The following is a 23,575-nucleotide window of genomic DNA, read 5'->3' as shown; positions in this document are numbered from 1 at the left end:
ACGGTGTTCCGCCGGTGAGAGCCCGCCCCGCCTCCGCCTCGCCCTGCGCCCACGTGCACGGACTGCTCCCGCCGCTCGGCCGGACTCACGTCGCCCCGGCCGGGTGCGGGTGTCCTTTGTGATCTATGTAAGGGTTATAGTTTTATTTATTCGATTACCGAGACGAGGTGCGGAGTGCGGATCTCCATCACCGACTACACGGCCGGGGCGGCTCTGGCCGGCGATCTGGCCAACACCTCTCCCACCGTGCAGGCCGCGGCGGGCGAGGCTCTGCCGACCCCGGACGCGCTGATGGGGTTCCTCGCAGGACACGGGCTGCGGCTCGACGCCGTGGCGGGCGGGCGGCCGCCGACCGACGACGACCTCCGCGAGGTCCACCTGCTGCGCCGGGAGGCACGCGGCGTCGTGGAGACCGAGACGGAGGACCAGGCCGTCGCGGGCGGCGCCGTGCTGGCCGGGCGGGCAGGGCTCAGGCCGGTGCTGGAGCGCGATCCCGGCGGGCGGTGGCAGTGGTACGTCCCGACCAGGCCGGGCGCACCGCTGGCCGAGGAACTGGCCACGCTCATCGGCATCGGGTTGCTCGGCGCCGTTCGGGCGCTCGGGCACGGCCGGTTCCGTGCCTGTGCCGCCCCGGGCTGCCGCGGGGTGTTCGTCGACGTCAGCCGCGGGGGCCGTCGCGTCTACTGCAGGCCCGACGTGTGCGGCAACCGGATCAATGTCGCGAATCACCGCGAACGGCGGCGGCTTGACAGCCCCGCTCGCTGAAGAAGCCCGAAGACGGTTTGACGGCCCCGCTCACCGAAGAAGCCCGAAGTAGACGGCTCCGCTTCCCCAAGGAGACCAGGAGGACTCCCATGAACGACTCCGTGGACGGCACGACGGCCCGTCCGGCGGGCGGACCGCCGCTCGCAGGCGCTTTCCGGCTCCCCGACGGCACCTGGATCCGCGGCCGCGGCCTCCGCCGTCCGCCACCGGAGGGGCCCGTACCCGATTTCGGTCTCTACCTGGGTTCCGACGGGCTCCGCCGCCGCCACGAGAGCGGGCTTCGGTGGCCGCACGAGTGGATCCGGTGGCCCGACTTCCTGCTGCCCCGCGACCGCGACGCGGCCGTGCGGCAGATCCGTGCGCTGTACGAGCGAGCGCGGGCGGGCACCGCGGTGGAGGTCGCCTGCGACGGTGGCGTCGGCCGTACCGGCACGGTCGTCGCCTGCCTGGCCGTCCTGGCCGGTCTCGACCCGGCCGACGCCGTCGCCTGGACACGCGAGCACCACCATCAGCGGGCCGTCGAAACCCCGTGGCAGCGTCGCTGGGTGCTGCGCTTCCCGCCGTCCCTCAACCCGGATTCACGCGGCTGAGGGACGGGATGCGCACGGCAGCTCCGCTTCGATCACGGTCGGCCCCCCGGGCGGGCTGGTCACGGTGAACCGGCCGTCGAGCGCGGCCACCCGCTGCGCCAGCCCGGTCAGCCCGCCGCCGGCGGCGTCGGCTCCGCCCGTGCCGTCGTCTTCCACCCGCACGACCACCGCGGCGCCTTCCTGACGCACCTCGATGGCGACCAGGGTGGCCCCCGAGTGTTTCACGGCGTTCGTCACCGCCTCGCCGGCCACGAAGTAGGCGGCGGCCTCCACCGCCGCCGGAGGCCGCTCCGGCAACTCGCACGTCACCTTGACCGCGACCGAGGCCCGCTCGGCCACCCCGGCCAGCGCCTCGGCCAGCCCGTGCGCGTCCAGCCCCGACGGGTAGACCCGCCAGGCCACCTCGCGCAGCTCCACCAGCGCCTGCTGGGCCTGCTCGTGCAGCTGTCCCAGCAGTTCGGGCCGGCCCCGGCGGGCGCGTCCGGCGAGCATGGACAGCGCCACCAGCCGCTGCTGCACCCCGTCGTGGAGGTCGCGCTCGATCCGCCGCCGTTCGGCGTCGACCGCCGCGACCACCCCGGCGCGGCTCACGGTCAGCTCGTCGATCCGCCGCCGCAGCGCCTCCGTCGGGTCGGGAGCGAGCAGCCGTACGGCCAGCCGCCGCTCCAGCGCCTCCACCCCCACCAGACCGCACACGTCCAGGAACAGCAGAACGAAGCCCGACAGGCCTATGTAGGCCACCAGCGGCGGGGTGGGCAGCATGCCGTCGAACGCCTCCCCGCGCCCCCACGACGACGCCAGCGTGACCGCCAGGCCGACACCGATCACGAGCAGCAGCACCACGATGCCGCCCAGCAGGCCCACCGGCGTCCGGGCGGCCAGGTAACGCAGCTCGCCCTCCGCGTCCCTGCCGGGAAGCTCCAGGCGCAGCCGCCGCAGCTCCAGCCCGGTCAGCCGGGCGGCCGCCGAGCGCACGGCGGGACGGTCCGCGAACGGCGTCGCCACCAGCACGAACAGCAACCCCGCAAGTGCGGTCACCGCACCGGCCGCCACCGCACCGACGAGCCTCAGCCCTCTGGCCGCCGCCCCGACGAGCCTCGCCCCTCCGGCCGCCGACCGCATGCCGGCTCGCGGCGCACCGGGTGTTCCCATCACGTCGATCAGCCGTTCCGTCATGCGTCTCACACTAGGAACGACCGGGGTACGGCCGCCATGGGGCACATGGTCGTCCAGGGGTGCGGGAAACCACAGCCGCCGTGGCCCGCCTGGCCGACCCCCCCGCCCCGGACCTGTCGGCCGGCACCGCCCGGCCGGCCGACGCGGGCGTCCCGGGTCCGATGACCGGAATCAGGCCGATGCTCAGCAGGCCTTCGGCCGGGACTCGCGGCCGGATACGACCGGTCCCCGGCCCGCGCGGGGCCGCGGAGAAAACAACTTGGCATTCCGTATGCGAAAACCTAATCTTCGAACACAGGAGCCGGACGAACAAGAGAGGGGACGGACTCCGGAGCCGGAGCGCATACCGCACCGATTCATCCGCGCGGATCCGCTCCGCGACCGGAACCGATTACCGGGGAAACACGCCTGACAACTCCACAGTGGAATGCATTTCCTTTGGACCGCCTTTTCCGCCGTTTCCGCCGCCTGCGCGGCGGGCGTCCGCGGTGCCGGCCGCGAGGGCGCGGCGGGGCCCGCGGGCCGCGCTCCCCTCGGAGCGTCCGCGGCGGGCGGTTCCCGGGCCGATGGTGAAGCGGGATCACACCTGCCTTGCAAGCAGGAGTCCAGGGTTCGATTCCCTGCCGGTCCACGAGTGCCCTGAAAGGAGAGGGCACCGGGCCGGGACTCGGCGGCGGGATTGGCGACCCCCGCCCGGTCCACGGTCCACCCGCGTCCGCCCGGGCCACGCCACCCGGACCGGACGCGCGGCTCGCCGCCCTGGCCCAAACGGCAGAGGCGCCGCGCTCAGGTCGCGGAGGATCCGGGTTCGAATCCCGGGGGCGGCACGACGGCCCGGCGGGGCACGGCCCCCGGCCCTGTGGTCAGGGCCGGGGGCCGCCGCGTGTCAGTAGTAGAGGTAGAGGTCGAAACGCGAACCGGAGAGCGTGCACCGGAAGTCCAGGGCGGCACCGTTGACGAGCGCCTGGAAACCGGTCCGGACGCATTCGCTGCGCAATTTGTAGTGGCCCATGAGGTGCCAGCCCTCGGTGGCCTGGGCGGACGCTGCCGCGGCCGGGACCGCGACGGTGCCGAATGCCAGCCCACCGGCCATCAGCGCCACTGCGGCCAGACGACGAGCTCTCATTTCTCCCTGCCTTTCGTGAAGAAGCGGAATCTGCATGAACGGCGATTCGAGTGGGAATCACCCGTCGGACATCCGGTGTCCTGGAAAAGAGAGTGAACCGGCGCACTTGGATACCGCTTGCGGATCGGTGGGACGCCTGCGGGCAGATATCCGCGGCCCCGGTGAATTCGCGTCCACGAGGTCCACGAGGTCCACGAGGTCCACAAGGTCCACCGGGTCCGCGACCGGCACGGGATCCGTGTCACGGGCCTCCGATGAGGGAGCGTTCCCTGACGTTCCCGGCATCGGGGCGGGCCATCACGTTGCCGCCGGAGAGGACGGCCACCACGGGCCCGTCGGGCAGCACGGCCCGGTGGGCGAAGTAGGCCGCGGCGGCCACCGCGCCGCTGGGTTCGGCGCGTTCCCCAAGCTCCCGCCAGAGGACGTCGGCGGCGGCCTCGATGCCGTCCTCGCTCACGGTCACCATGTCGTCCACGTACCGGTTGATGTGCTCCCAGGCCAGCGCCCCCAGGACCGGAGCGCGCAGGCCGTCGGCCCGGGTGCGGTAGGTCTGCTGCACCGGCCACGCGGTGCGCCGGCCCGCGCGGAAGCTGGCCGCGCCGTCGGCGGCCAGCTCGGGCTCGACACCGATCACCCTGACCGCCGGGTCCACGGCCTTGGCCGCGACCGCGATCCCGGCCAGCAGCCCGCCGTTGCAGACCGGCACCAGGATCGCGCCGACGCCGGACAGGTCCAGGCCGATCTCGGTCCCGGCGCTGCCGTGTCCGGCGATGACGTCGAAATCGTCGGAGCGGACCACCGTCGCCTCGAGCCGGTCGGCCAGCGCCAGGCAGGTCACCTCCCGCAACGCCGGCGGCACGATCACCACCTCGGCGCCGAGCCTGCGGGCGGCCGCCACCTTCAGCTCAGGCGCGGTGTCCGGCAGGACCACGGTCGCCCGCAGGCCGTACCTGCCGGCGGCGTACGCGACGGCCTGGGCGTGGTTCCCGGAGGACTGGGCGATGACGTGCCCGATCCCCCGCTCCGCCAGCCGGCCCACGGCGTTCACCGCGCCCCGCACCTTGAACGAGCGGGTGGGCTGCCGGTTCTCGGGTTTGATCCAGAGCCGTCCGCCCGGCAGGCGCAGCAGCGGCGTGCGCCGTACGAACGGCGCGATCCGGACCGCGGCGGCGGCCACGTCGGCCGCCGCCACCAGGTTCGTCCCTCCGTCCATCAGGCTCATCTGCCCAGCACCTCGGCCTGGATGGCGTCCAGGTCGGCCGCGGCCTCGGGCGGCGGCGCGGCGTCGGGGACGAGGTCCTCCAGGTGGTGCAGTTTGCGGTAACGCAGTCCGAGCAGCCCCCAGACCACCAGGAACACGCCGCTGACCAGGAGCACCGCCGCCGCGCCCCGGCCCGGCCCGGAGGTGTGCCGCTGGGCCCAGTCGGCCAGCGGGCCCGCGGCCAGGAAGCCCAGCGGCTGCATGGCCGTGGCCAGCATGACGTTGACGGCCAGCACCCGGCCCTGCAGTTCCGGCCCCACCTTCACCTGGATGATGGACAGCCAGTGCGCGTTGCCGATGCTCATGCAGGCCAGCCGGAGGAACAGGCCGGCCGCGATCAGCCACACCGCCGGCCACGCGCCCATCAGCACCACCCCGACGCCGGACCCGACCACGAAACCGACCATGCCGGTGGCGCGGCGCCGGGTCCCACCCCAGATCAGCACCACCCCGGTGCCCACGGCCGCACCGAGGCCGCCGACCGCGGTCACCGTGCCCAGGGCCGCCGGGGAGCCGATGGCCAGCACGACCGGAGTGATCAGCACCCACATCAGCGCGGTGCAGAAGTTGACCACGGCGAAGTAGAACGCCATCACCAGCAGCGGCCGGCGCCGGTTCAGGAACCTCCAGCCGCCGGTCAGCGCCGCGCCGAACGTCTCCTCCTGCCGGTGGAACAGCCGGTCGGGGAAGCGGACCGCCAGCAGCGTCACCACGCCCACCCCGAACGAGACCACGTCGATGGCCACCACGGCCGACAGCCCGAACACGCCGATCAGTGCGCCGCCGGCGAGCGGGGCCACCACGTTGCCGACGCCGAAGCCCAGGTTGGCCAGGGCGTTGGCCTGCGGCAGGTACGGCTTGGGCACCAGCTGCGCGACCGCGGCCAGGTAGGCGGGTTGCTGGAACGCGGTGACCATCGAGGTGACGCCGACGATGGCGCACACGCTCCACAACTCCAGCCGGCCGGTGACCAGCAGCAGCACCAGCGCCGCCGTGACCAGGCCGGAGACCGCGTCGCAGGCCAGCATCACCCGCCGCCGGTCCACCCGGTCGGCCAGCGCGCCGCCCAGCGGGGTGAGGATCACCGCCGGGATCTGGGAGAGCATCACGACCAGGGCCAGGTCCAGGATCCGGCCGCTGAGCTGGTAGGCCCAGACGCCGAGCGCGAACGAGCTCAGCGCCGTGCCCACCGCCGAGACGAACTGCCCGCCCGCGACGGTGTAGAAGGGGCGCAGGCCGGTCCGCTCCGGTGGGCGCACCGGGTCGGGCAGTTTCCCGGACGCCCAGCGCCGCAGGTGCTCGACCACCAGCGCGGCCAGCGGTTCGGCCTGGTGCCGCAGGAAGTAGTGGCCGGCGCGGGGCAGCACGGCCGGCTCCACCCTGGGCGCGAAGACCGCCCACTCGGCGTACCGCTCCTCGTGCAACTCGGTGGCCCGGTCCCGTTCCCCCACCACGCACAGGATCGGGGCGCGCAGCGGCGCTCCCCCCGCCTCCAGCTCGCGGCCGAACCACTCCCGCGCCTCGGTCGCGTCGTGGCGCATCGCCCGCACCGCGGCCCGCACCGCGGCCTCGTCCATGTCGTCCTGCAGCCCGCCCGTGGCCCGCAGCGCATCCCGGAACATCCGGTCGGAGACCCAGCGGTCCCCGCGGAAGAACCGCCGGGTCAGGCCGGGCAGCTGCTGGGCGGCGGGGAAGCTGCCGCCCGTGATCACGCCCAGCACGGGGACCCCGTCCGCCTCCAGCCGGCGGGCCAGGGCCACCGCGAGCGCGGAGCCCACGCAGTGGCCGTAGACCGCGATCGGACCGGACGCCGTCCCGGTCGCCTCTGCGGCCAGGATCTCCACCAGCTCCTCCAGCGGCAGCGGCGCCTCGTCCGGCCGCGCCGGGTCGTGACCGGGCAGTTCCGCCGCGAGCACCTCCACCTGTTCACCCAGCGCCCAGGCCAGCGGCTGGTACACCGCCGCCGACCCGCCGCCGTACGGCACGCACACCAGCGTGAACTCGCTGGTGCGGCCGCCGCTCAGGCGGTGCAGGAGCCCGCCGCCGTCCTTGTCGCCGAGGAAGGCGGCCAGCTCGGCGACCGTGGGACGGGTGAACAGGTCGATCACCCGCAGGCCGCCGCCGATCTCCTTGACCGCGCGCACCGCGGCGAAGGAGTCCCCGCCCAGCGCGAAGAAGTCGTCGTTCGCCCCGACCTCGGGCACGCCGAGGACCTGCGCCCACACCCGGGCGACCAGCTCCTCCGCGGCCGTGGACGGCGGCACGAACTCGGCGGTCTCCGGCTGCGGCTCGGGCAGGGCGGCCCGGTCGATCTTCCCGTTCGGGTTGAGCGGGAGCCGGTCGAGCACGACGAACTGGGTGGGGACCATGTAGTCGGGCAGCCGATCCCGCAACGCGGACCGGACCGCCGCCGTGTCCACGGCCTTCCCGGTGCTCTCAGTTTTCCCGGTGTTCCCGGTGTTCCCGGTGTTCCCGGTGCTTTCGGTGTTTTCGGCGTCTCCGCGGGCGCCTCCGGCGCTCCCCGCCGACGGGGTCACCCAGGCGGCGAGCTGCCGGGCCTTGCCCTCGCCCACCGGCAGCACGACGGCCTCGGCGATCTGGGGCAGGGCCCGCAGGGCGGTGACGACCTCGCCCAGCTCCACCCGGTAACCGCGCACCTTGACCTGGTCGTCCACCCGGCCGCGGAACTCCACCCGCCCGTCGGCCGTGACCCGCAGCAGGTCGCCGCTGCGGTAGCAGCGCCCCCGCCCGGTCAGCGGGTCGGGCACGAACCGCTCCGCGGTCAGCTCGGGCAGGCCGATGTAGCCGCGGGTGACCCCCGGACCGCCGACCACCAGCTCACCCGGCACGCCGACCGGCACCGGCCGCAGCTCCGCGTCCACCAGGTGCCCGTACACCCCCGGCAGGGGCCGGCCCAGCGGGACGATCCCGGTCCGGTGCTCGGCCTCGACCTCCTCGGTCTCGCAGACCAGGCAGATCATCGTGGACTCGGTGTGCCCGTAGTGGCTCTGGATCCGCAGCCCCGGCCGTGCGGCCCGGGCCCTCTCCACCAGGTCCCACGGGCAGGCCTCACCGGCCAGGATCAGCAGTTTCTCCGGCAGCACCGCGGCCAGGTCGCCGCCGGAGGCCAGCAGCTCCAGGTGGCTGGGCACGCACTTGACCACGTCGACGCGGTGCGCGCTCAGGTAGCCGGCGAACGCCTCGGGGTCCATGGCGGTCTCCCTCGGCACCAGGTGCACCGTCCCGCCCGTGGTCAGGGCGCCGAACACGCAGGTGAGCCCGAAGTCGGCGGCGGGAGTGGACACCACCGCGTACGACCCGCCGGGCACGCCGATCCGCGGCAGCATGCCGTTCAGGTAGCCCGTCACGCTGCGGTGCTCGACGGCCACGGCCTTGGGCGTGCCGGTGGACCCGGAAGTGAAGATCACATGGTGCAGGTGCTCGGGCCGCACGCCGGTCTCCGGCCGGGTCCGCGGCAGGGACGGCAGGCGGTCCAGCGCCAGCACCCGGCGGTCCGGCCCGATCAGGCCGGCGAACTCGGCCGTGGTGATCACGGCCCGCACCCCGGCGGCGTCGAGCATGGCGGCGATCCTCGCGGCCGGATAGGCCGGGTCCATGGGCAGGTAGCCGCCGCCCGACTTCTGGATCCCGAACAGGGCGCAGGCCAGGCCGGCCCCGGGCTCCAGCAGCACGCCGACCGGCTCGTCGGCGCCTGTCCCGCCCTCCAGCAGCCAGTGGGCGATCCGGTTGGCCTCCGACTCCAGCTCCGCGTAGGTCAGGCTGCGGTCCGCGCCCACCACGGCCGGCGCGTCGGGGGAGGCGTCCACCCAGCGCTCGATCAGCCGGTGCACCGGGACGTCCGCCGCGACCGGCGACGGATCCCCGGCCGGAACCCGGCCGGTCCCCGCCTCCGCCGTGAGGCCCCCGGCCGGAACCCGGCCGGCCGCCGCCTCAACCGACGGGTCCCCGGCCGGAACCGGACCGGTCCACGCCTCCGGCGCCGGGCCGCCGGCCAGGATCGGGCCGGTCACCGGCTCCAGCGGCTGCGCGCCCACGGGCGCGTCCAGATCGGCCAGCATCCCGTCCAGCAGGGCCAGGTACCACCGGGTGAACCGGGCCGCGGTGGCCTCCCCGAACAGGTCTGTGCGGTAGCCGAGCCCGCCGCGCAGCGGCCGTCCCGGCCCGTCGTCGACCACGTACCAGTTCAGGTCGAACTTCGCCGTCCGCTCGGGCGGCTCGATCCCGGCCGCCTCCATCCCGGGCAGCTCCGGCCGGCCCGTGCCGGGGACGTAGTTCAGCATCACCTGGAACAGCGGCGTCGCCGACAGGTTCCGCTCCGGCCGCAGCCGGTCCACCACCCGGTCGAACGGCGCGCTCGCGTGGGCGAACGCGCCCAGCGACGACTCCCGGACCCGGGCCAGCAGCTCGCGGCCGGTCGGGTCGCCGCCCACGTCGGTCCGGACCACCACCGTGTTGAGGAAGCAGCCCACCACGCCCTCGGTGTCGGGGTGGTCCCGGCCGGCGACCGGTACGCCGACCGCGATGTCGGTGCCGGCCGACAGCCGCGCCAGCAGGGCCTGCAGGGCGGCCAGCAGCACGATGAACGGCGTCGCCCGGTAGGCGGCGGCCACCGTCCGGACCCGCTCGCTCAGCTCCGCCGGCAGCTCCAGGTCCACCGAGGCGCCGCCCGGGTCGGCCACGGCGGGGCGCGGCCGGTCGGCGGGCAGGTCCAGCACCGGCGGCAGTCCTCGCAGCCGCTCGGCCCACCAGTCCAGTTCGGCCAGGTCGGGGACCGGTGCCACCTCGGCGTACTGGGCCGGCGGCGGCTCCGGTGGCGGGCGCAGCCCGAGCCGGGCGGCGTACAGTGCGGCCAGCTCGGACAGCAGCAGTCCGCGGGTCCACGCGTCGGTGGCGATGTGGTGGAAGGTGAGCGAGAGCACGTGCTCGGTCTCGCCGACCGCGAGCAGCACCGCCCTCATCGGGGGTTCACGGTCCAGCGCGAACGGCGTGGCCAGGTGCGCGGCCACCGCGTCCTCGACCTCCGCCGGGCCGATCTCCGCCGTGGACACCGGCACGTCCTCGGCCGGCCGTACCACCAGGACCGGTTCGGCACCGGAGTCGTCGATCACGCTGCGCAGCACGTGGTGCCGCTCGGCCAGGTCCCGCACCGCGCCCAGCAGTGCCTCCGCCTGGAGCGGCCCGCGCAGCCGCAGCGCCAGCGGCACATTGTAGGCCGTGCTCTCCGGCTCCAGCTGCGCCAGGAACCAGAGCCTGGCCTGCACTCCGGACAGCGGGACCGGACCGTCCGCCCGTGCCCGCCGTACGGCCGGCGCGGCGGCCGGGCGGGGCAGGGCGGCGGCCAGGTCGGCGAGCACCGGGTGCTCGAACAGCAGCCGCACCGCCACCGGCGCGCCCAGGCGCTCCCGCAGCCGGCCGACCACCCGGGTCGCGGCGAAGGAGTGCCCGCCCAGGGCGAAGAAGTCGTCGTCCGCCCACACCTGCGGCAGGTCCAGCACCTCGGCCCAGACCTCGGCGACCAGGTGCTCCTGCGGCGTGCCCAGCGGCACCCGCGCCACCGGACCGGCCTCGGGGACCGGCAGCGCCGCCCGGTCCACCTTGCCGTTCGGGGTGAGCGGCAGCGCCTCCAGCACGCCGATCGCGGACGGCACCATGTAGTCGGGCAGCCGCTCCCGCAGCGCGGCCCGGATCGCCGCGACGTCCACGGCGCTCACCGTGCCCGCGGCGCCTACGGTGTCCACGGTGTCCATGGCACCTGCGGCGTCTGCGGCGCCCGCGCTGCTCCCCGTGCCGCCGGAGTCCCCCGTGCCGCCGGAGTCCCCGGAACCTCCACGGGAGGGCGTCACCCAGGCCGCCAGGCGGCGCTGCGCCCCGGTGCCGACCGGCTGCACGAATGCCTCGGCCACCTGCGGCAGGGCCCGCAGCGCGGCGGTGACCTCACCGAGCTCCACCCGGAACCCGCGCACCTTCACCTGGTCGTCGATCCGGCCCAGGAACTCCACCAGCCCGGCCGGGTTCACCCGCACCCGGTCCCCGGTGCGGTACCAGCCGTCCGTGAACCGCTGCGCGGTCAGGTCGGGCCGACCCAGGTAACCGCGGGCCACGCCGGGCCCGCCGATCCACAGCTCTCCCGGCACGCCGTGCGGCAGCGGCCACCCGGCGCGGTCCACCACCCGGCACCGCACGCCGGGCAGCGGACGGCCCAGCGGCACCGCGCCGGACGCCGTCTCGGCGCCGTCGCAGGCCAGCGCCGACACCGTGGTCTCGGTGGGACCGTAGTGGATCTGCACGTCCAGGGACGGCCGCGCCGCCCGCACCCGCTCCACCAGATCCCGCGGTACGGCCTCACCCGCCAGGATCAGCAGCTTCCCGGGCAGGGCGTCCACGCCCAGCAGCTCCAGCTGGCTGGGCACCATCTTGACGACGTCCACCGGGTGCGCGGCCAGGTGGGCGGCGTACGCGGCCGGGTCCGTGGCCGTCTCGTGGTCGACGAGGTGCAGGGTCGCGCCCGAGGTCAGCGCGCACAGCACGTTGGTCAGCCCCAGGTCGGCCGCGGCGGTGGACACCAGGGCGAAGGAGCCGGCCCCCTCGGGCAGGCGTCCGTTCACCGCGCCCAGGTAGTGGGTGATCTGCCGGTGCTCGACCGCGACCCCCTTGGGCTCCCCGGTGGAGCCGGAGGTGTAGATCACGTACGCCAGGTGGTCCGGCGGCACGGCCACGTCCGGGCGGTGCGCGGGCCGGTCCGCGGCGTCGGCGACCTCGGCCTCGGTGAGCACGATCCGGGCGCCGGAGGCGGCCAGGACGGCCTCGGTCCGCCGCGCCGGGTAGACCGGGTCCAGCGGCAGGTAGGCCGCACCGGCCTTGAGGATCCCCAGCAGGGCGACCGCCAGCTCCGGCCGCCGCTCCATCAGCACCCCGACCGGCTCCTGCGGCCGCACCCCGCGCTCCAGCAGCCAGTGCGCCACCTGGTTGGCCCGCCGCTCCAGCTCCGCGTAGCCGAGCGGCGCACGGCCGGGCGACACCACCGCGACCGCGTCGGGGAAGGCCTCGGCCGCCCGCTCGACCAGCGCGTGCAGCGGCGCGTCCGCCGGCGGGTCCCCGGCCGGGCCGTGCAGGTCGGGGCCGGCGGGCAGCAGGACCGGCGCGTCCAGGTCCGTGAGCATCCCGTCCAGCAGCGCCAGGTACCAGTCCACCAGCCGCCGGACGACGGTCTCCTCGAACAGGTCGGTCCGGTAGCGCAGCTCGCCGGAGAACCGCTCCCCGTCGTCGCCGACCGTCAGGTTCAGGTCGAACTTGGCCGTCGGCACGGGCAGCGGCTCCGGCCGGACCTCCACCCCCGGCAGGCTCACCGGCGCGCCCGTGTCGTACACGTTGAGCATCACCTGGAACAGCGGGGTGACCGACAGGTTCCGCTCCGGCTGCAGCCGCTCCACGATCCGCTCGAACGGCGTGCGGGCGTGCGCGAACGCGTCCAGCGCCGCCGTACGGGCCCTGGCCAGCAGTTCGGCGCCGGTGGGATCGCCGGAGGTGTCGGTGCGGATCACCAGGGTGTTGATGAAGCAGCCCACCACGCCCTCGGTGTCCGGGTGGTGCCGGCCGGCGTCCGGCACCCCGACGGCGATGTCGTCGCCGCCGGACAGGCGGGACAGCAGCGTCTGCAGACCGGCCAGGAAGACCATGAACGGCGTCGTGCCCGCCACCGCGCGCACCTTGGCGGTCAGGTCCGCGGGCACCTCGAACGCGACCGCGGCCCCCTCCCAGGTGGGGACGTCCGGCCGGGGCCGCGCGACGGGCAGGTCCAGCACCGGCGGCAGGCCGGCCAGGCGCCGCGTCCACCAGTCCAGGTCGTCCTCGGAGCGCCCGTCCTCCGAGCGCCCGGCCTCCCACGCGGCCACGTCGGCGTACTGCAGGGCCGGGGGCTCCGGCTGCGGCGCCAGGCCGAGGCGGGCGGCGTACAGCGCCGCGAGGTCCTGCAGCAGCAGCCGCTCCGACCAGGCGTCGGTGGCGATGTGGTGCAGGGTCAGCGCGAGCACGCACTCGTCCCCGCCGGTCCGGAACAGCGCGGCCCGCATGGGCGGCTCGGCGTCCAGCCGGAACGGGCGCCAGGCGTGGGCGGCCAGTTCCCGCTCCAGCGCCCCGGGCTCCACGTCGACCACGGAGACGGGCACGCCGCCGGTCGGCCGTACCCTCGTCCCGTCGACGACGCCGCGCAGGATCCAGTGCCGCTCGGCCAGCTCGGCCACCGCGGCGGTGAGCGCGGCGACGTCCACCGGCCCGCTCAGCCGCAGCGCCAGCGGCACGTTGTAGGCGGGGGTGTCCGGCTCCAGCTGGGCCAGGAACCACAGCCTCTCCTGGGCCGGGGAGAGCGGCATGTCCGCCGCGGACAGCGCCGGGATTCCCGCGGCCCCGGGGGCGTCCGCCGCGGCGCCGGGGGCTTCCGCCGCGGCGCGGGCGGCGGCGAACCGGGACCGGACCAACTCGGCGATCCGGTCCTGGGTGACCTCGGTCATGCGTCGCTCCCGTTCATCAGTTCGGTGAGGATCAGTTCTTCCAGCCCGGCGGCGAAGTCGGCGAGCACCGGCCGCTCGAACAGCAGCCGCACCGGAACGGGCACCATCAACGTCTCGCGGAGCCGGCCGACCACCCGGGTCGCGGCGAAGGAGTGGCCGCCCAGGGCGAAGAAGTCGTCGTCGGCCCAGATCGGGGACCGCTCCAGCACGGCGCTCCACACGGCGGCCACCAGGCGTTCGGGGTCGGTGCCGGGCGCGACGCGCCCGGCCGCGGGATCGTCGACCGGCTCGGGCAGGGCCCGCCGGTCCACCTTGCCGCTGGGCAGGGTGGGCAGGGCGGGCAGCACGACCCACCGCCGGGGCACCATGTGGCCGGGCAGCCGCGACCGCAGATGCCGCTCGGCCGCGGCGGGGTCGGCCGTCTCCGGCACGACGTAGCCGACCAGGTGCGCCTGCGCGCCCGAACCGGCCACGGCCACCGCCCCGTCCGCCACCTCGCGCAGCACCGCCTCGATCTCGCCCGGTTCGATCCGGTATCCGCGCACCTTCACCTGGTGGTCCCTGCGGCCGTGGAACTCCAGCGTCCCGTCCGGCCGCCACCGCACCAGGTCCCCGGTCCGGTAGCACCGGCCGCCGGGGACGAACGGGTCGTCGACGAACGCGGCCGCGGTCAGCTCCGGCCGGCCCCGGTAGCCCCGGGTCACCCCGGCGCCGCCCAGCAGCAGCTCGCCCACCGCGCCCGGCGCCGCCAGCCGCAGCTCGGAGTCGACCACGTAGGCCCGTTCCCCCGGCATCGGCAGCCCGATCGGCACCGGCCCCGGCTCGTGCGGGCGCACCCGGTGCTGGATCGAGGCGACGGTGGCCTCGGTGGGGCCGTAGGTGTTCCACAGCTCCCGGACCCGGGGCAGGATCTGCCCGGCCAGGGCCGCGTCGAGGGTCTCCCCGCCCGCGATGGCCAGCAGCCCCGGATCCCCGGCCCAGTCCGCGGCCAGCAGCATCCGGTAGGTGGTGGGCACCAGGTCGACCACCGTCGCCCCGCTGTCCGCGATCCGCGCGGCCAGCGCGTGCCCGTCCACGGCCGTGGCCCGGTCCACCACCACGCAGGTGCCGCCGACGCTCAGCATGCTCCACAGTTCGGAGGCGGAGGTGTCGAAGGTCAGCGGCGCCACGACCGGCTGCACGTCCCAGGGGCCCAGGCCCAGCTCGGACACCAGCCCGGCCACGTAGGCGGCCAGGTTGCCGTGGGTGACCTCCACGCCCTTGGGCGTCCCGGTGGAGCCGGAGGTGTGCAGCACGTAGGCCAGGTCCCCGCCCCGCACCTCCGGCAGCTCCACCGGCCCGCCGGGAGCGGCGGGGGCGGCGGCCAGGTCGTCGGCGTCCAGGACGGTGACGCCGGGGACGGCGGCCGCCCCGCCGCGGGTGAGCACCACGCGCGCGCCGGCGTCCTCGGCCAGCCGGCGCAGCCGCTCGGCCGGGTGCTCCGGGTCCAGCGGCAGGTACGCCGCCCCGGCCCGCCACACCGCCAGCAGGGCCGCCGGCATCAGGTGGTCGCGGGGCAGGCAGACCCCGACCACCTCGCCCGGCGCCACGCCGTGCTCCAGCAGCGCCGCGGCCACCCGGCCCGACCAGTCGTGCAGTTCCGGGTAGCCGATCGAGGCGCCGTCCGGGCCGACCACGGCCGTCCCGCCGGTGTGGGCCGCCAGCGCGTGCGGCACCGTCTCGGGGAACTCCGGAACCTCCGGTCCGGCCGCGGCGGCCAGCAGGGCGGCGCGTTCGTCCGGCATGACGAGCTCGAAGGCCGGCAGCGGCCGGTCCGGGTCGGCCAGCGCGCACCGCAGCAGCCACATCAGCCGGTCCAGGTACGCCTCGGCCCGCACCGGGTCGATCCGGGCGACGCCGTACTCCAGCTGCAGCTCGGCGCCGTCCGCGGTCCGGTTGACCAGAACGCCGAACTCGTGACCCGTGGCGCCCGAGCCCAGGTCGGTGAGGAGCTCCAGCGCGCCCAGGCGCACCGGCACCTCGGCGTGCTGCATGGCCAGCAGTACCGGGGCGCGGGGCAGGTCGCCGGCGGGGACCTCCTGGTGGACCAGGGCCCGCGTGGCCGCGTCGGCCGCCTGCCGGACCAGATCCCGGAAGGTCAGCGCGCCGGTCGGCCGCAGCCGCACCGGCACCGTGTCCACCAGCGGGCCGATGACCCCGGTCAGCTCCGGCCGGGCCCGCCGCGCCGCGACCACACCGACCAGCGTGTCGGGCTCGCCGGAGGCCAGGGCCAGCGCGGCCAGGTAGACCGCGAACGGGGTCGCGCGGCAGTCCCGGGCCAGCGCGCCCACGCCCGCCTCGAACTCCTCGGGCAGCGCACGGATCACCCGTCCGGCCGTCAGGTCCGCGGGCACCGGGTCCGCCACCGGCGCCCCGGCCAGCTCGTCCCGCCAGAACTCCCGCAGCGGCGCCGGATCCGGCCGCTCCCGCTCCTGCACGGCCACGTCGCCGAACTGGACCACGGGCCCGGGGACCGGCCCGCCGGCCAGCTCGGCGGCCAGTTCCTCCATCAGCACCGCGACCGATCCGCCGTCGAAGGCGATGTGGTCCACCACGACCACCAGCTCGGCCTCCGCCTCGCCGACCCGGCACAGCTCGGCCCGGAGCAGCGGCACCTCGCCCGTCAGGTCGAACACGTGCGCGGCCGCCGCCCTGGCCACCTTCTCCGGGTCCTCGCCCACGGGATGCTCGACCAGGGGCACGGCCGCCGGCGGGTGCACCACGGCGTACGGCACGCCGTCCGCGTCGACGGCGACCGTGCTGCGCAGCACCTCGTGCCGGCGGACGACCGCGTCCAGGGCCGACCTCAGCGGCGCGGCCTCCCGCAGGCCGCGCACGCGCAGCCGGATCCCCAGCGTGGTGACCGGGCTGTGCGGATGGAGCCGGCTCAGGGTCCAGAACTGGCGCTGCATGTCGGTGAGCGGGTACCGGGACCGGCCGCTCCGCCGTACCGCCGCCGGCCCGGCCCGGTCCAGCCCGGCGGCCAGGCCCGCCGCGGTGGGGGAGGCCAGGAAGGCCGCCAGGGGCACGGTGCGCCCCAGCCGGCGGGACAGCTCGGTGACCACCCGGGCCGCGGCCAGCGAGTGCCCGCCCAGGTCGGCGAAGCGATCGTGCACGCCGACCTGCGGCAGGCCCAGCACCCCCGCGATCACCTCCGCCACCAGGCGCTCGTCCTCGGTGCGGGGCGCGACCGGTGCCGCGCCGGACGGCCGGGCGGCGCCGAGCACGGGCAGGGCCGCCCGGTCCACCTTGCCGTTGGGGGCGAGCGGGAGCTCCTCGGCCACGCCGATCCGGGTCGGCACCAGGTGATCGGGCAGCCGGGCGCGCAGCCAGTCCCGCAGCTCCGGCTCGCCCACGCCGGAGGCCGCCGCGTGGCCGGCCAGGTAGGCGGTCCCGTCGTCGTCCGCGACGGCCAGCACGACGGCCCGGCGCACCGCGGGATGGCGGCCCAGCACCGCCTCCACCTCGGCCGGCTCCACCCGGTAACCGCGGATCTTGACCTGGTCGTCGGCCCGGCCGGCGTAGCGCAGCACGCCGTCCACCCGCCGTACCAGGTCCCCGCTGCGGTAGACGCGGCCTCCGTCCGGCTCGGTGCGGAACGCGGGCGACTCACGGCCCAGGTAGCCGCGGGTCACCCCCGGCCCGCCGATCCACAGCTCGCCCAGCTCGCCGTCCGGGACGGGGTCGCCGTCCGCGTCGCGCACCGAGAGCAGCGCACCGGCCATCGGCGCGCCGAGCGGCGGCTCGCCCTCGTCGTCCCGGCCCACCTCGGCGAAGGTGCAGGAGGTGGTGCACTCGGTCGGGCCGTACAGGTTCAGCACCCGGCGCACCCCCGGGTTGGCGTAGATCCGCCGGACCAGGGCGCCGGTCAGCTGCTCGCCGCCGGAGAACACCGCGCGCACCCCGCCCGGCAGCGGCTCGCGCAGCAGCACCGCCAGCGCGGAGGGGACCCCGTAGACCGTGGTCACCTCGTCCCGGGCCGGCAGGGTCGGCAGCGCCAGCACGTTCTCGGCCAGGATGACCGTCCCGCCGGTGATCAGGGGCAGGAAGAGCTGGGTGATCGACGCGTCGAAGCAGATGGAGGCGCCGGCCAGCATGCCGCTCAGCTCCTCGGCGGTGTACGCCGACGCCTCCCAGGTCAGCAGGTTCATGGTGTTGCGGTGCTCCACCACCACGCCCTTGGGCGTCCCGGTGGAACCGGAGGTGTAGATGACGTACGCAGCGTCCCCCGGGTCCCCGGCCACCCGCAGGATCCCGTCACCCGGTTCTCCGACCCCCCGCGGCGCCCCTTCGCCCGGTTCCACGTCGCCGACGAGTACGGCCCCGGCCCCGGTCAGGGCCGCGGTCTCGCGCAGCGCGGCCGAGGTGACCACCGCGGCCACCGCGGCGTCCTCCGCCATGAACCGCAACCGCTCGGCCGGGTAGGCGGGGTCCAGCGGCACGTACGCCGCTCCCGACTTCCACACCCCCACCAGCGCGGGGAGCAGCCACTCGCCGCGCTCCAGGCAGATCCCGACCAGATCGCCCCGCCCGATGCCGCGGCCGGCCAGGGTGCGTGCGACGCCGTCGGCCCTGCGGTCCAGCTCGGCGTAGCTGAGGCGGCTCGTGCCCGCCACGACGGCGGTGCGCTCCGGAGTGCGCCGGCACTGGGCCTCTATCGCCTCGTGGACGCGCCCCGGCGTGCCGGGTCCCCCTGCCGCCGCCGGGACACGGCGGCCCGCCGCATCGATGCGTGCCACATCAACGGTCACTTCGTCCTCTTCTCCAGCTGAAATCACACCCGGTGACGAGAAATCCCGGAAATCGTCCGACCGATCGGCGCTTATGGTCGAGATCTTGATCCAGGCGACTTGCGAGCGTCTTGCGACCGGCTTGGGATTTCGCCCGCGAATACGGGCGTTCGCGTTCTCCCAGATGAGCGCGCCGATGACCGTGAGAACGACCGCGTCCTCCGGTGTGGAACCCGCGCCGGCCGGTGCCGCCTGATGACGATCCCCGCGACCCGCCCCATAATCGGCGTGGGCCTTCGCGGAAGGCGGATTCAGGAGGAGCGGTGGGACTGCCCTACGACGCGGTGCTGTGCGACTTCGACGGCGTCGTCCGCCATTACGACGCCGGTGAGGTGACCGCTCTCGAACGTGCCTGCGGCCTCGCCGAGGGCACCACGATGAAGATCGCCCTGGCACCTGAACGGCTGGATCCCGTGACGCGGGGGCAGATCACGACCGCCCGGTGGATGACCTCGATCGTCGCCGAACTGGAGCGCCTGCTCGGCTCGGCCGAGCAGGCCGGGGCCCTGGGACGGGCGTTCGCCGAGGCCCGCGTCCGGGTCGACGAGGAGGTCCTCGGCCTGCTGCGCCGGGCTCAGGCCCGGGTGCCGGTCGTGCTGGTGACCAACGCGACGGCCCAGTTGGAAGACGACCTTCAGACGCTGGGCCTGACGTACGCCTTCGACGACGTCGTCAGCAGTGCCCGGGTCGGGGCGGCCAAGCCCGAGCGGCGGATCTACGAGATCGCGGCCGAGCGGGCGGGAGCGACCGCCGCGCGCTGCCTGTTCGTGGACGATCGCCGGGAGAACGTCGAGGCCGCCCGCGCGCTCGGCATGACCGGCGTGTTCTACCGCGAGGTCGCGGATCTGCGCGAGGCGCTGGCCCCGCTGCTGGACGGGGGCCGCGGCCCGTCCCCTTCGTAGCCCGCTCCGGGCGGACCCGCCCGTCGGCGGTGGCAGCGCCAGCGGTTGGCGGTCACCCGCGGCTCTCGTCGAACGGCTCGTCACTCCAGCGGAACCACGCCTCGTCCTTCTCGACGTGCAGGAGGAACTCCGCGACGGGACCGGACGGCGCCACCATGGAGACGGCCTTCCGAATCTCTTCGTACACCTCATCCCATTCGTCCCACCGCTGCTCCTCCATCAGTTCGAGATCGCGGTCGAACAGCGGCTTCACCTCGGCGAACGCCGGACCGGGGGCGAAGCGCCCGTGCAACCAGGGGAAGTCGGCGTCCTCAACGGTGATCTCCCCGACGAGCTCCCGTCCGCGCAGCACCCGCCAGATCCCGCCCATGAATCCCATGTCCACTCTCCGTCGCAGCGATCGGGTCGTCGCGGCAGCCGCCCCGCCGGTCCCGCGCCCATCCTTACCGGTCCGGATGTCGTTCAGGCAGAACCGTCCGAGGTCGTTCCGGGTTTCGTGTGGAGGATCTCGCGGGCCTGGTCCGCGGCGCGGGCGATGCTCTCGGAGACGAAGTCGACGAAGCGGGCGATGTTCTCCAGCCGGGCGGCGGCCGGGGTGCCGGGGCCGAGGACGCCCACGCCCTGACGGGCGATCTCGCCGAGGTGGGCGGTGGACCGGGCGCTGGCCATCGTGGACTGGTATATGACGTCGTCGTCGACGACGTAGCGTTCGCGGCGGCGTTCGTCGCGTTCGCGGCGGATGAGGCCCTGGCTGTCGAGGAACGCGACCGCTTTGGAGACGGAAGCCGGGCTGACCTGAAGGCGTCCGGCGAGTTCGGCGGCGGTGAGGCTGCCGGTGTCGGTGGTGTAGAGGCTCGCCAGTACCCGGGCCGTCATCGTGGGCAGGCCCGACTGCATGAAGACGGTGGTGAACGTCTCCTCGTACTCGCGTACGGCTTCGGCGTCGCGCCCGTGGGCCTGCGGGGGCGTACCGGGAGCCGGGGGCGCGGCCTTCCTGCGGCGGTGGGCGCGGCGCTCGGTGGCGCGGTGGGCGAGGTCGGCGCGGTAGGCGGCAGGGCCGCCGTTGCGCATCACCTCCCGGGTGACCGTCGAGGTCGGACGGTCGAGGCGTCTGGCGATCTCCGCGTAGGCGAGGCCGTCGGCCAGTCCCAGCGCGATCTGCTGGCGTTCCTGCTGGGTGAGTCTGCCGCCCGGCATCGGGAGTCTCCTTCGTGGTCTTCTTCGTGGTCCGTGCTGTCCGCACCATAGCGTTCACCCTTCATCAATTGCAACGAAAGCATTTGAGATCATTGCGTTAAGTCCAGAACGTTTGCAATGATTTTCGGTCTCTTACCTGCGGAAACTATTATCTTATGCAACATTCATGTTGCTGAGATTGTGAAGGCAACGTAGCTTTTCCCTTGTCGGAAACAAGACGCCGACGGAGAGCACGACACGGACGAAGGAGAGCACCATGCAGAAGTTCGCCACCCCCGCCCCGGTCTCGGCGGTCCTGGACATCCCCGCGGGATGCATCCGCCTCATCGCCGCCGACCGGGCCGACACCACGGTCGAGGTCCTGCCCGCCGACGCCTCCAAGAGCCGCGACGTCAAGGCGGCGCGGCAGACCGCGGTCACCTACGACGACGGCGTCCTGCGCATCCGCACCCCCGAACCCGGAAACCAGCTCTTCGGCCCCTCCGGGTCCGTCGAGGTGACCGTCCAGCTGCCCGCCGGCTCACGCATCGAGGCCAAGGCCGCCAGCGCCGAACTGCGGGGCGTCGGACGGCTCGGCGACATCTCCTTCACCGGCGCACACGGCACCGTCAAGCTCGACGAGACCGCAAGCGCCCACCTGACCCTCCAGTCCGGCGACGTCTCGGTCGGCCGCCTGGGCGGCCCCGCCCGGATCAGCACCCAGAAGGGCGACCTGCGCGTCACCGAGGCCGTGCACGGCACGGCCACGCTGCGCACCGAGCACGGCGACATCTCGGTCGGCGCCGCCCGCGGAGCCTCCGCGTGCCTGGACGCCGGCATCGCCTACGGCCGCATCCACAACGCCCTGACCAACACCGACGGCGCCGCCGCCGACCTGACCATCCGCGCGACCACCGCCTACGGCGACATCACCGCCCGCAGCCTGTAAGAGCGCCCCGCAGGGCCCGAACCAAGGGCCTGTCAGGCGCAGCGGCCCCTTCCCTCCAGCTGAATTCCGCAACAATCCTCAAGGAGCACGCCACCATGTCCACCACCCAGTGCATCCAGGCCCGCCCGCAGCTGCACAAGACCATCGAAGAGATGATCGGCTCCGGTTTCCTCGGCGTGACGATGCGCGTGCACGACGAGCACGGCGAGTGGACCGCCAGCGCCGGGACGGCTGAGCTGGGCGGCACCGCCGGGCCGCCAGTCGACGGGCACGTCCGGATCGGCAGCAACACCAAGACCTTCACCGCGACCCTGGTGCTGCAACTGGTGGCCGAGGGCAGGATCGGACTGGACGCCCCGGTGGCCGACCACCTGCCCGGGTTCGGGCTGGACGAGCGGATCACGGTGCGGATGCTGCTGCAGCACACCAGCGGGATCTTCAACTTCACCGGCGACTACGACCCCGACGGCACATTCGTGCCGGGGACCCCCGCCACCACCTCGGGCAAGGAGTGGGCGGAGGGCCGGTTCACGACCTACCGGCCGGAGGAGCTGGTCCGGCTGGCGCTGTCGAAGCCGGCGCGGTTCGAGCCCGGCACCGGCTGGAGCTACTCCAACACCAACTACGTGCTGGCCCGGCTGCTGATCGAGAAGGTCACCGGCCGCCCGGTGGCCGAGGAGATGCAGCGGCTGATCCTGGGGCCGCTCGGCCTGTCGGGCACCGTCCAGCCGACCAGTCAGACGGACATCCCCTCCCCGCACGCCCACGCCTACTACCGCTACGAGGACGCCGGAGAGCAGAAGACGGTCGACGTCACCCGGCACGACCCCTCCTGGATCTCCAGCGGCGGCGACATGATCTCCACCACCCACGACCTGCACACGTTCATCTCCGCCCTGATGGGCGGCAGGCTCCTGCCGGACGCGCTGCTGGCCGAGATGTGCACCCCGCATCCGACGGGCATCCCGAACATGGACTACGGCCTGGGCGTGTTCGTGCTGACCACCGACGGCGGCGCCACCGTCATCACCCACAACGGCGGCATCGCGGGCCACGCGGCGCTGATGTACAGCACGCCCGACGGCAGCAAGACCCTGACCGCCGCGCTGAACTACGTCGACGACGCCGAGCTGTCGCTGGGAGCGGCCTTCCAGCAGGCGGCCCAGCGCCTGGTCGCCGAGGTGTTCGACGCCGGACAGGCCGGGCCGGCAGCAAGCACCACCTGATCACCGGCGAATGACCAGCAAACGATCAAAAGGCCGGATCCCTGAGCTTGGGATCCGGCCTGTGGATTTGCGAAACCGTGTGGGGCTACCAGGACTTGAACCTGGGACCTCTTCCTTATCAGGGAAGCGCTCTAACCGTCTGAGCTATAGCCCCTCGTCGTGCGGAAACCGTATCGCATCCCCGGGAGGATGGCGAATCCGGCCGCTCGAACAGGGAAAAGCCTACCGTGTTCCGGGACCTGTTCGCGCCGCGTCCCCGGACCGGATCCGGGGACGCGGCGCGAGCGGTCACTCGGCTTCGCTGAAGGTCACCTCGACGCCGCCCACCAGGTCGGAGGCGACGTTGTAGATGACCGCGCCCAGGGTGGACAGGGCGGTGATGAGCACCACGTTCACCGCGCCGATCAGGGCGGTGTAGCCGAGGATCCGGACCGGCTCGAACCAGGGGGAGATGTCGAAGCTGGTGTCGGAGGCCTTGCCGTCCGGGACGGTGAACTGGTTGACGATCTGGATGATCGAGTCGAAGACGCCGAGCGCGTTCAGCACCATGTAGAGCACCGCGACCGCGACGAACAGCACCACGAAGCAGACCAGGGAGACCACGAAGCTGAACTTCATGGCCGACCACGGCTCGATCCTGCGCAGGACCAGGTGCGCCTTGCGGGGCGTCCTGGGCCCGGACGAGTCCGAGGACTTCCGGTTGTCCATCCGCAGCGGGGAGGACGATCCCGAGGCCTTCCCGTCGACCGCGGTCGCCGTGTTCGCCGTGTTCAGCGAGGACGAGGCGCTGCCCGGCCGAGGAGCCGCACCCGGGCCGGGAACGGTGCTCGGGCCGGGAACCGTACCGGCCGGAGAGGGCCCGCCGGCCGCCGGACCGCTGGACACCGGACCGTTGGACACCGGAGCGGCAGGGGTGCGCGGCGGGGCCGACTGGGCTCCGGGAGACCAGGACGGGCCGGCCTCGGCGGAGGCCGGGCGGATCCGTACCGTGGAGTCGGCCGGCTTCTCGTCGTCGTTCGCCTTCTTCATGCCGGACCCGCCCTTGGT

At 74.3% G+C, this 23,575-nt stretch carries 13 protein-coding genes and 3 tRNA genes; 7 read left to right on the top strand and 9 right to left on the bottom strand.

Annotation, left to right across the window (positions count from 1 at the left end; genetic code table 11):
* The first annotated feature begins 174 nt into the window (after positions 1–174).
* Both IEZ07_RS10170 and IEZ07_RS10165 read left to right on the top strand, forming a co-directional pair.
* Positions 175–765, top strand: a complete 591-nt coding sequence (locus IEZ07_RS10170; RefSeq protein ID WP_191894496.1) for a CGNR zinc finger domain-containing protein — start codon at positions 175–177, stop codon at positions 763–765.
* An 89-nt stretch (positions 766–854) separates the two neighbouring features.
* Entirely contained in the window at positions 855–1,355 is a 501-nt protein-coding gene (locus tag IEZ07_RS10165; RefSeq protein ID WP_191894495.1) for a protein-tyrosine phosphatase family protein, read from the top strand.
* Here the strand turns inward: IEZ07_RS10165 and IEZ07_RS10160 are convergent.
* Entirely contained in the window at positions 1,344–2,531 is a 1,188-nt protein-coding gene (locus IEZ07_RS10160; protein WP_239319917.1) for a sensor histidine kinase, read from the bottom strand. The two genes, IEZ07_RS10165 and IEZ07_RS10160, sit on opposite strands and share 12 nt — an antisense overlap.
* A gap of 560 nt (positions 2,532–3,091) precedes the next feature.
* Here IEZ07_RS10160 and IEZ07_RS10155 point away from each other — a divergent pair.
* A tRNA-Ala gene (locus IEZ07_RS10155) sits at positions 3,092–3,162 on the top strand.
* 122 nt (positions 3,163–3,284) lie between these two features.
* Positions 3,285–3,358: transfer RNA gene (locus IEZ07_RS10150), tRNA-Leu, on the top strand.
* Between the two features lie 59 nt (positions 3,359–3,417).
* Here IEZ07_RS10150 and IEZ07_RS10145 read toward each other — a convergent pair.
* From IEZ07_RS10145 to IEZ07_RS10130, 4 genes are all read right to left on the bottom strand, one after another.
* The gene (locus IEZ07_RS10145) at positions 3,418–3,657 is read right to left on the bottom strand and encodes a hypothetical protein (protein ID WP_191894494.1); all 240 of its coding nucleotides are present in this window, start codon (positions 3,655–3,657) and stop codon (positions 3,418–3,420) included.
* Between the two features lie 241 nt (positions 3,658–3,898).
* Positions 3,899–4,879 (bottom strand): threonine ammonia-lyase, encoded by a 981-nt coding sequence (locus tag IEZ07_RS10140; RefSeq protein WP_239319918.1) that lies wholly within the window; start codon positions 4,877–4,879, stop codon positions 3,899–3,901.
* On the bottom strand, positions 4,876–13,446 hold the full coding sequence (locus IEZ07_RS10135) for a non-ribosomal peptide synthetase/MFS transporter (RefSeq protein WP_191894493.1): 8,571 nt from the start codon (positions 13,444–13,446) through the stop codon (positions 4,876–4,878). Before IEZ07_RS10135 ends, IEZ07_RS10140 begins: the two co-directional genes overlap by 4 nt.
* Positions 13,443–18,236, bottom strand: coding sequence for a non-ribosomal peptide synthetase (locus IEZ07_RS10130; RefSeq protein ID WP_191894492.1), 4,794 nt, complete (start codon positions 18,234–18,236; stop codon positions 13,443–13,445). The genes IEZ07_RS10135 and IEZ07_RS10130 overlap by 4 nt, the downstream gene beginning before the upstream one ends.
* 302 nt (positions 18,237–18,538) lie before the next feature.
* Here IEZ07_RS10130 and IEZ07_RS10125 point away from each other — a divergent pair, with 302 nt between their 5' ends.
* Positions 18,539–19,177: an HAD family hydrolase gene (locus IEZ07_RS10125; RefSeq protein WP_204054364.1), complete on the top strand. Its 639-nt coding sequence runs from the start codon at positions 18,539–18,541 to the stop codon at positions 19,175–19,177.
* A 52-nt stretch (positions 19,178–19,229) separates the two neighbouring features.
* On the opposite strand, the gene IEZ07_RS10120 is transcribed toward IEZ07_RS10125, so the two are convergent.
* Both IEZ07_RS10120 and IEZ07_RS10115 read right to left on the bottom strand, forming a co-directional pair.
* Positions 19,230–19,556 carry a hypothetical protein gene (locus IEZ07_RS10120; RefSeq protein ID WP_191894491.1) on the bottom strand — a complete coding sequence of 109 codons (327 nt, stop codon included), beginning with the start codon at positions 19,554–19,556 and terminating at the stop codon, positions 19,230–19,232.
* 83 nt (positions 19,557–19,639) lie between these two features.
* Positions 19,640–20,374, bottom strand: a complete 735-nt coding sequence (locus tag IEZ07_RS10115; RefSeq protein ID WP_191894490.1) for a helix-turn-helix domain-containing protein — start codon at positions 20,372–20,374, stop codon at positions 19,640–19,642.
* 256 nt (positions 20,375–20,630) lie between these two features.
* Between IEZ07_RS10115 and IEZ07_RS10110 the strand changes: the two genes are divergently transcribed.
* On the top strand, positions 20,631–21,302 hold the full coding sequence (locus IEZ07_RS10110; RefSeq protein ID WP_191894489.1) for a DUF4097 family beta strand repeat-containing protein: 672 nt from the start codon (positions 20,631–20,633) through the stop codon (positions 21,300–21,302).
* A gap of 95 nt (positions 21,303–21,397) precedes the next feature.
* Positions 21,398–22,528: a serine hydrolase domain-containing protein gene (locus IEZ07_RS10105; protein ID WP_191894488.1), complete on the top strand. Its 1,131-nt coding sequence runs from the start codon at positions 21,398–21,400 to the stop codon at positions 22,526–22,528.
* An 80-nt stretch (positions 22,529–22,608) separates the two neighbouring features.
* Here IEZ07_RS10105 and IEZ07_RS10100 read toward each other — a convergent pair.
* Both IEZ07_RS10100 and IEZ07_RS10095 read right to left on the bottom strand, forming a co-directional pair.
* Positions 22,609–22,682, bottom strand: a tRNA-Ile gene (locus IEZ07_RS10100).
* A 134-nt stretch (positions 22,683–22,816) separates the two neighbouring features.
* Complete coding sequence (locus IEZ07_RS10095; RefSeq protein ID WP_191894654.1) at positions 22,817–23,557, bottom strand: DUF3566 domain-containing protein; 741 nt, start codon at positions 23,555–23,557, stop codon at positions 22,817–22,819.
* Between the last annotated feature and the right edge of the window lie 18 nt (positions 23,558–23,575).

It is taken from the genome of Planomonospora parontospora (assembly GCA_014647935.1).
GTDB lineage: Bacteria > Actinomycetota > Actinomycetes > Streptosporangiales > Streptosporangiaceae > Planomonospora > Planomonospora parontospora.
Note: the sequence above shows the minus strand (reverse complement) of the source record. Positions and strands in the feature narration are given on the sequence as shown.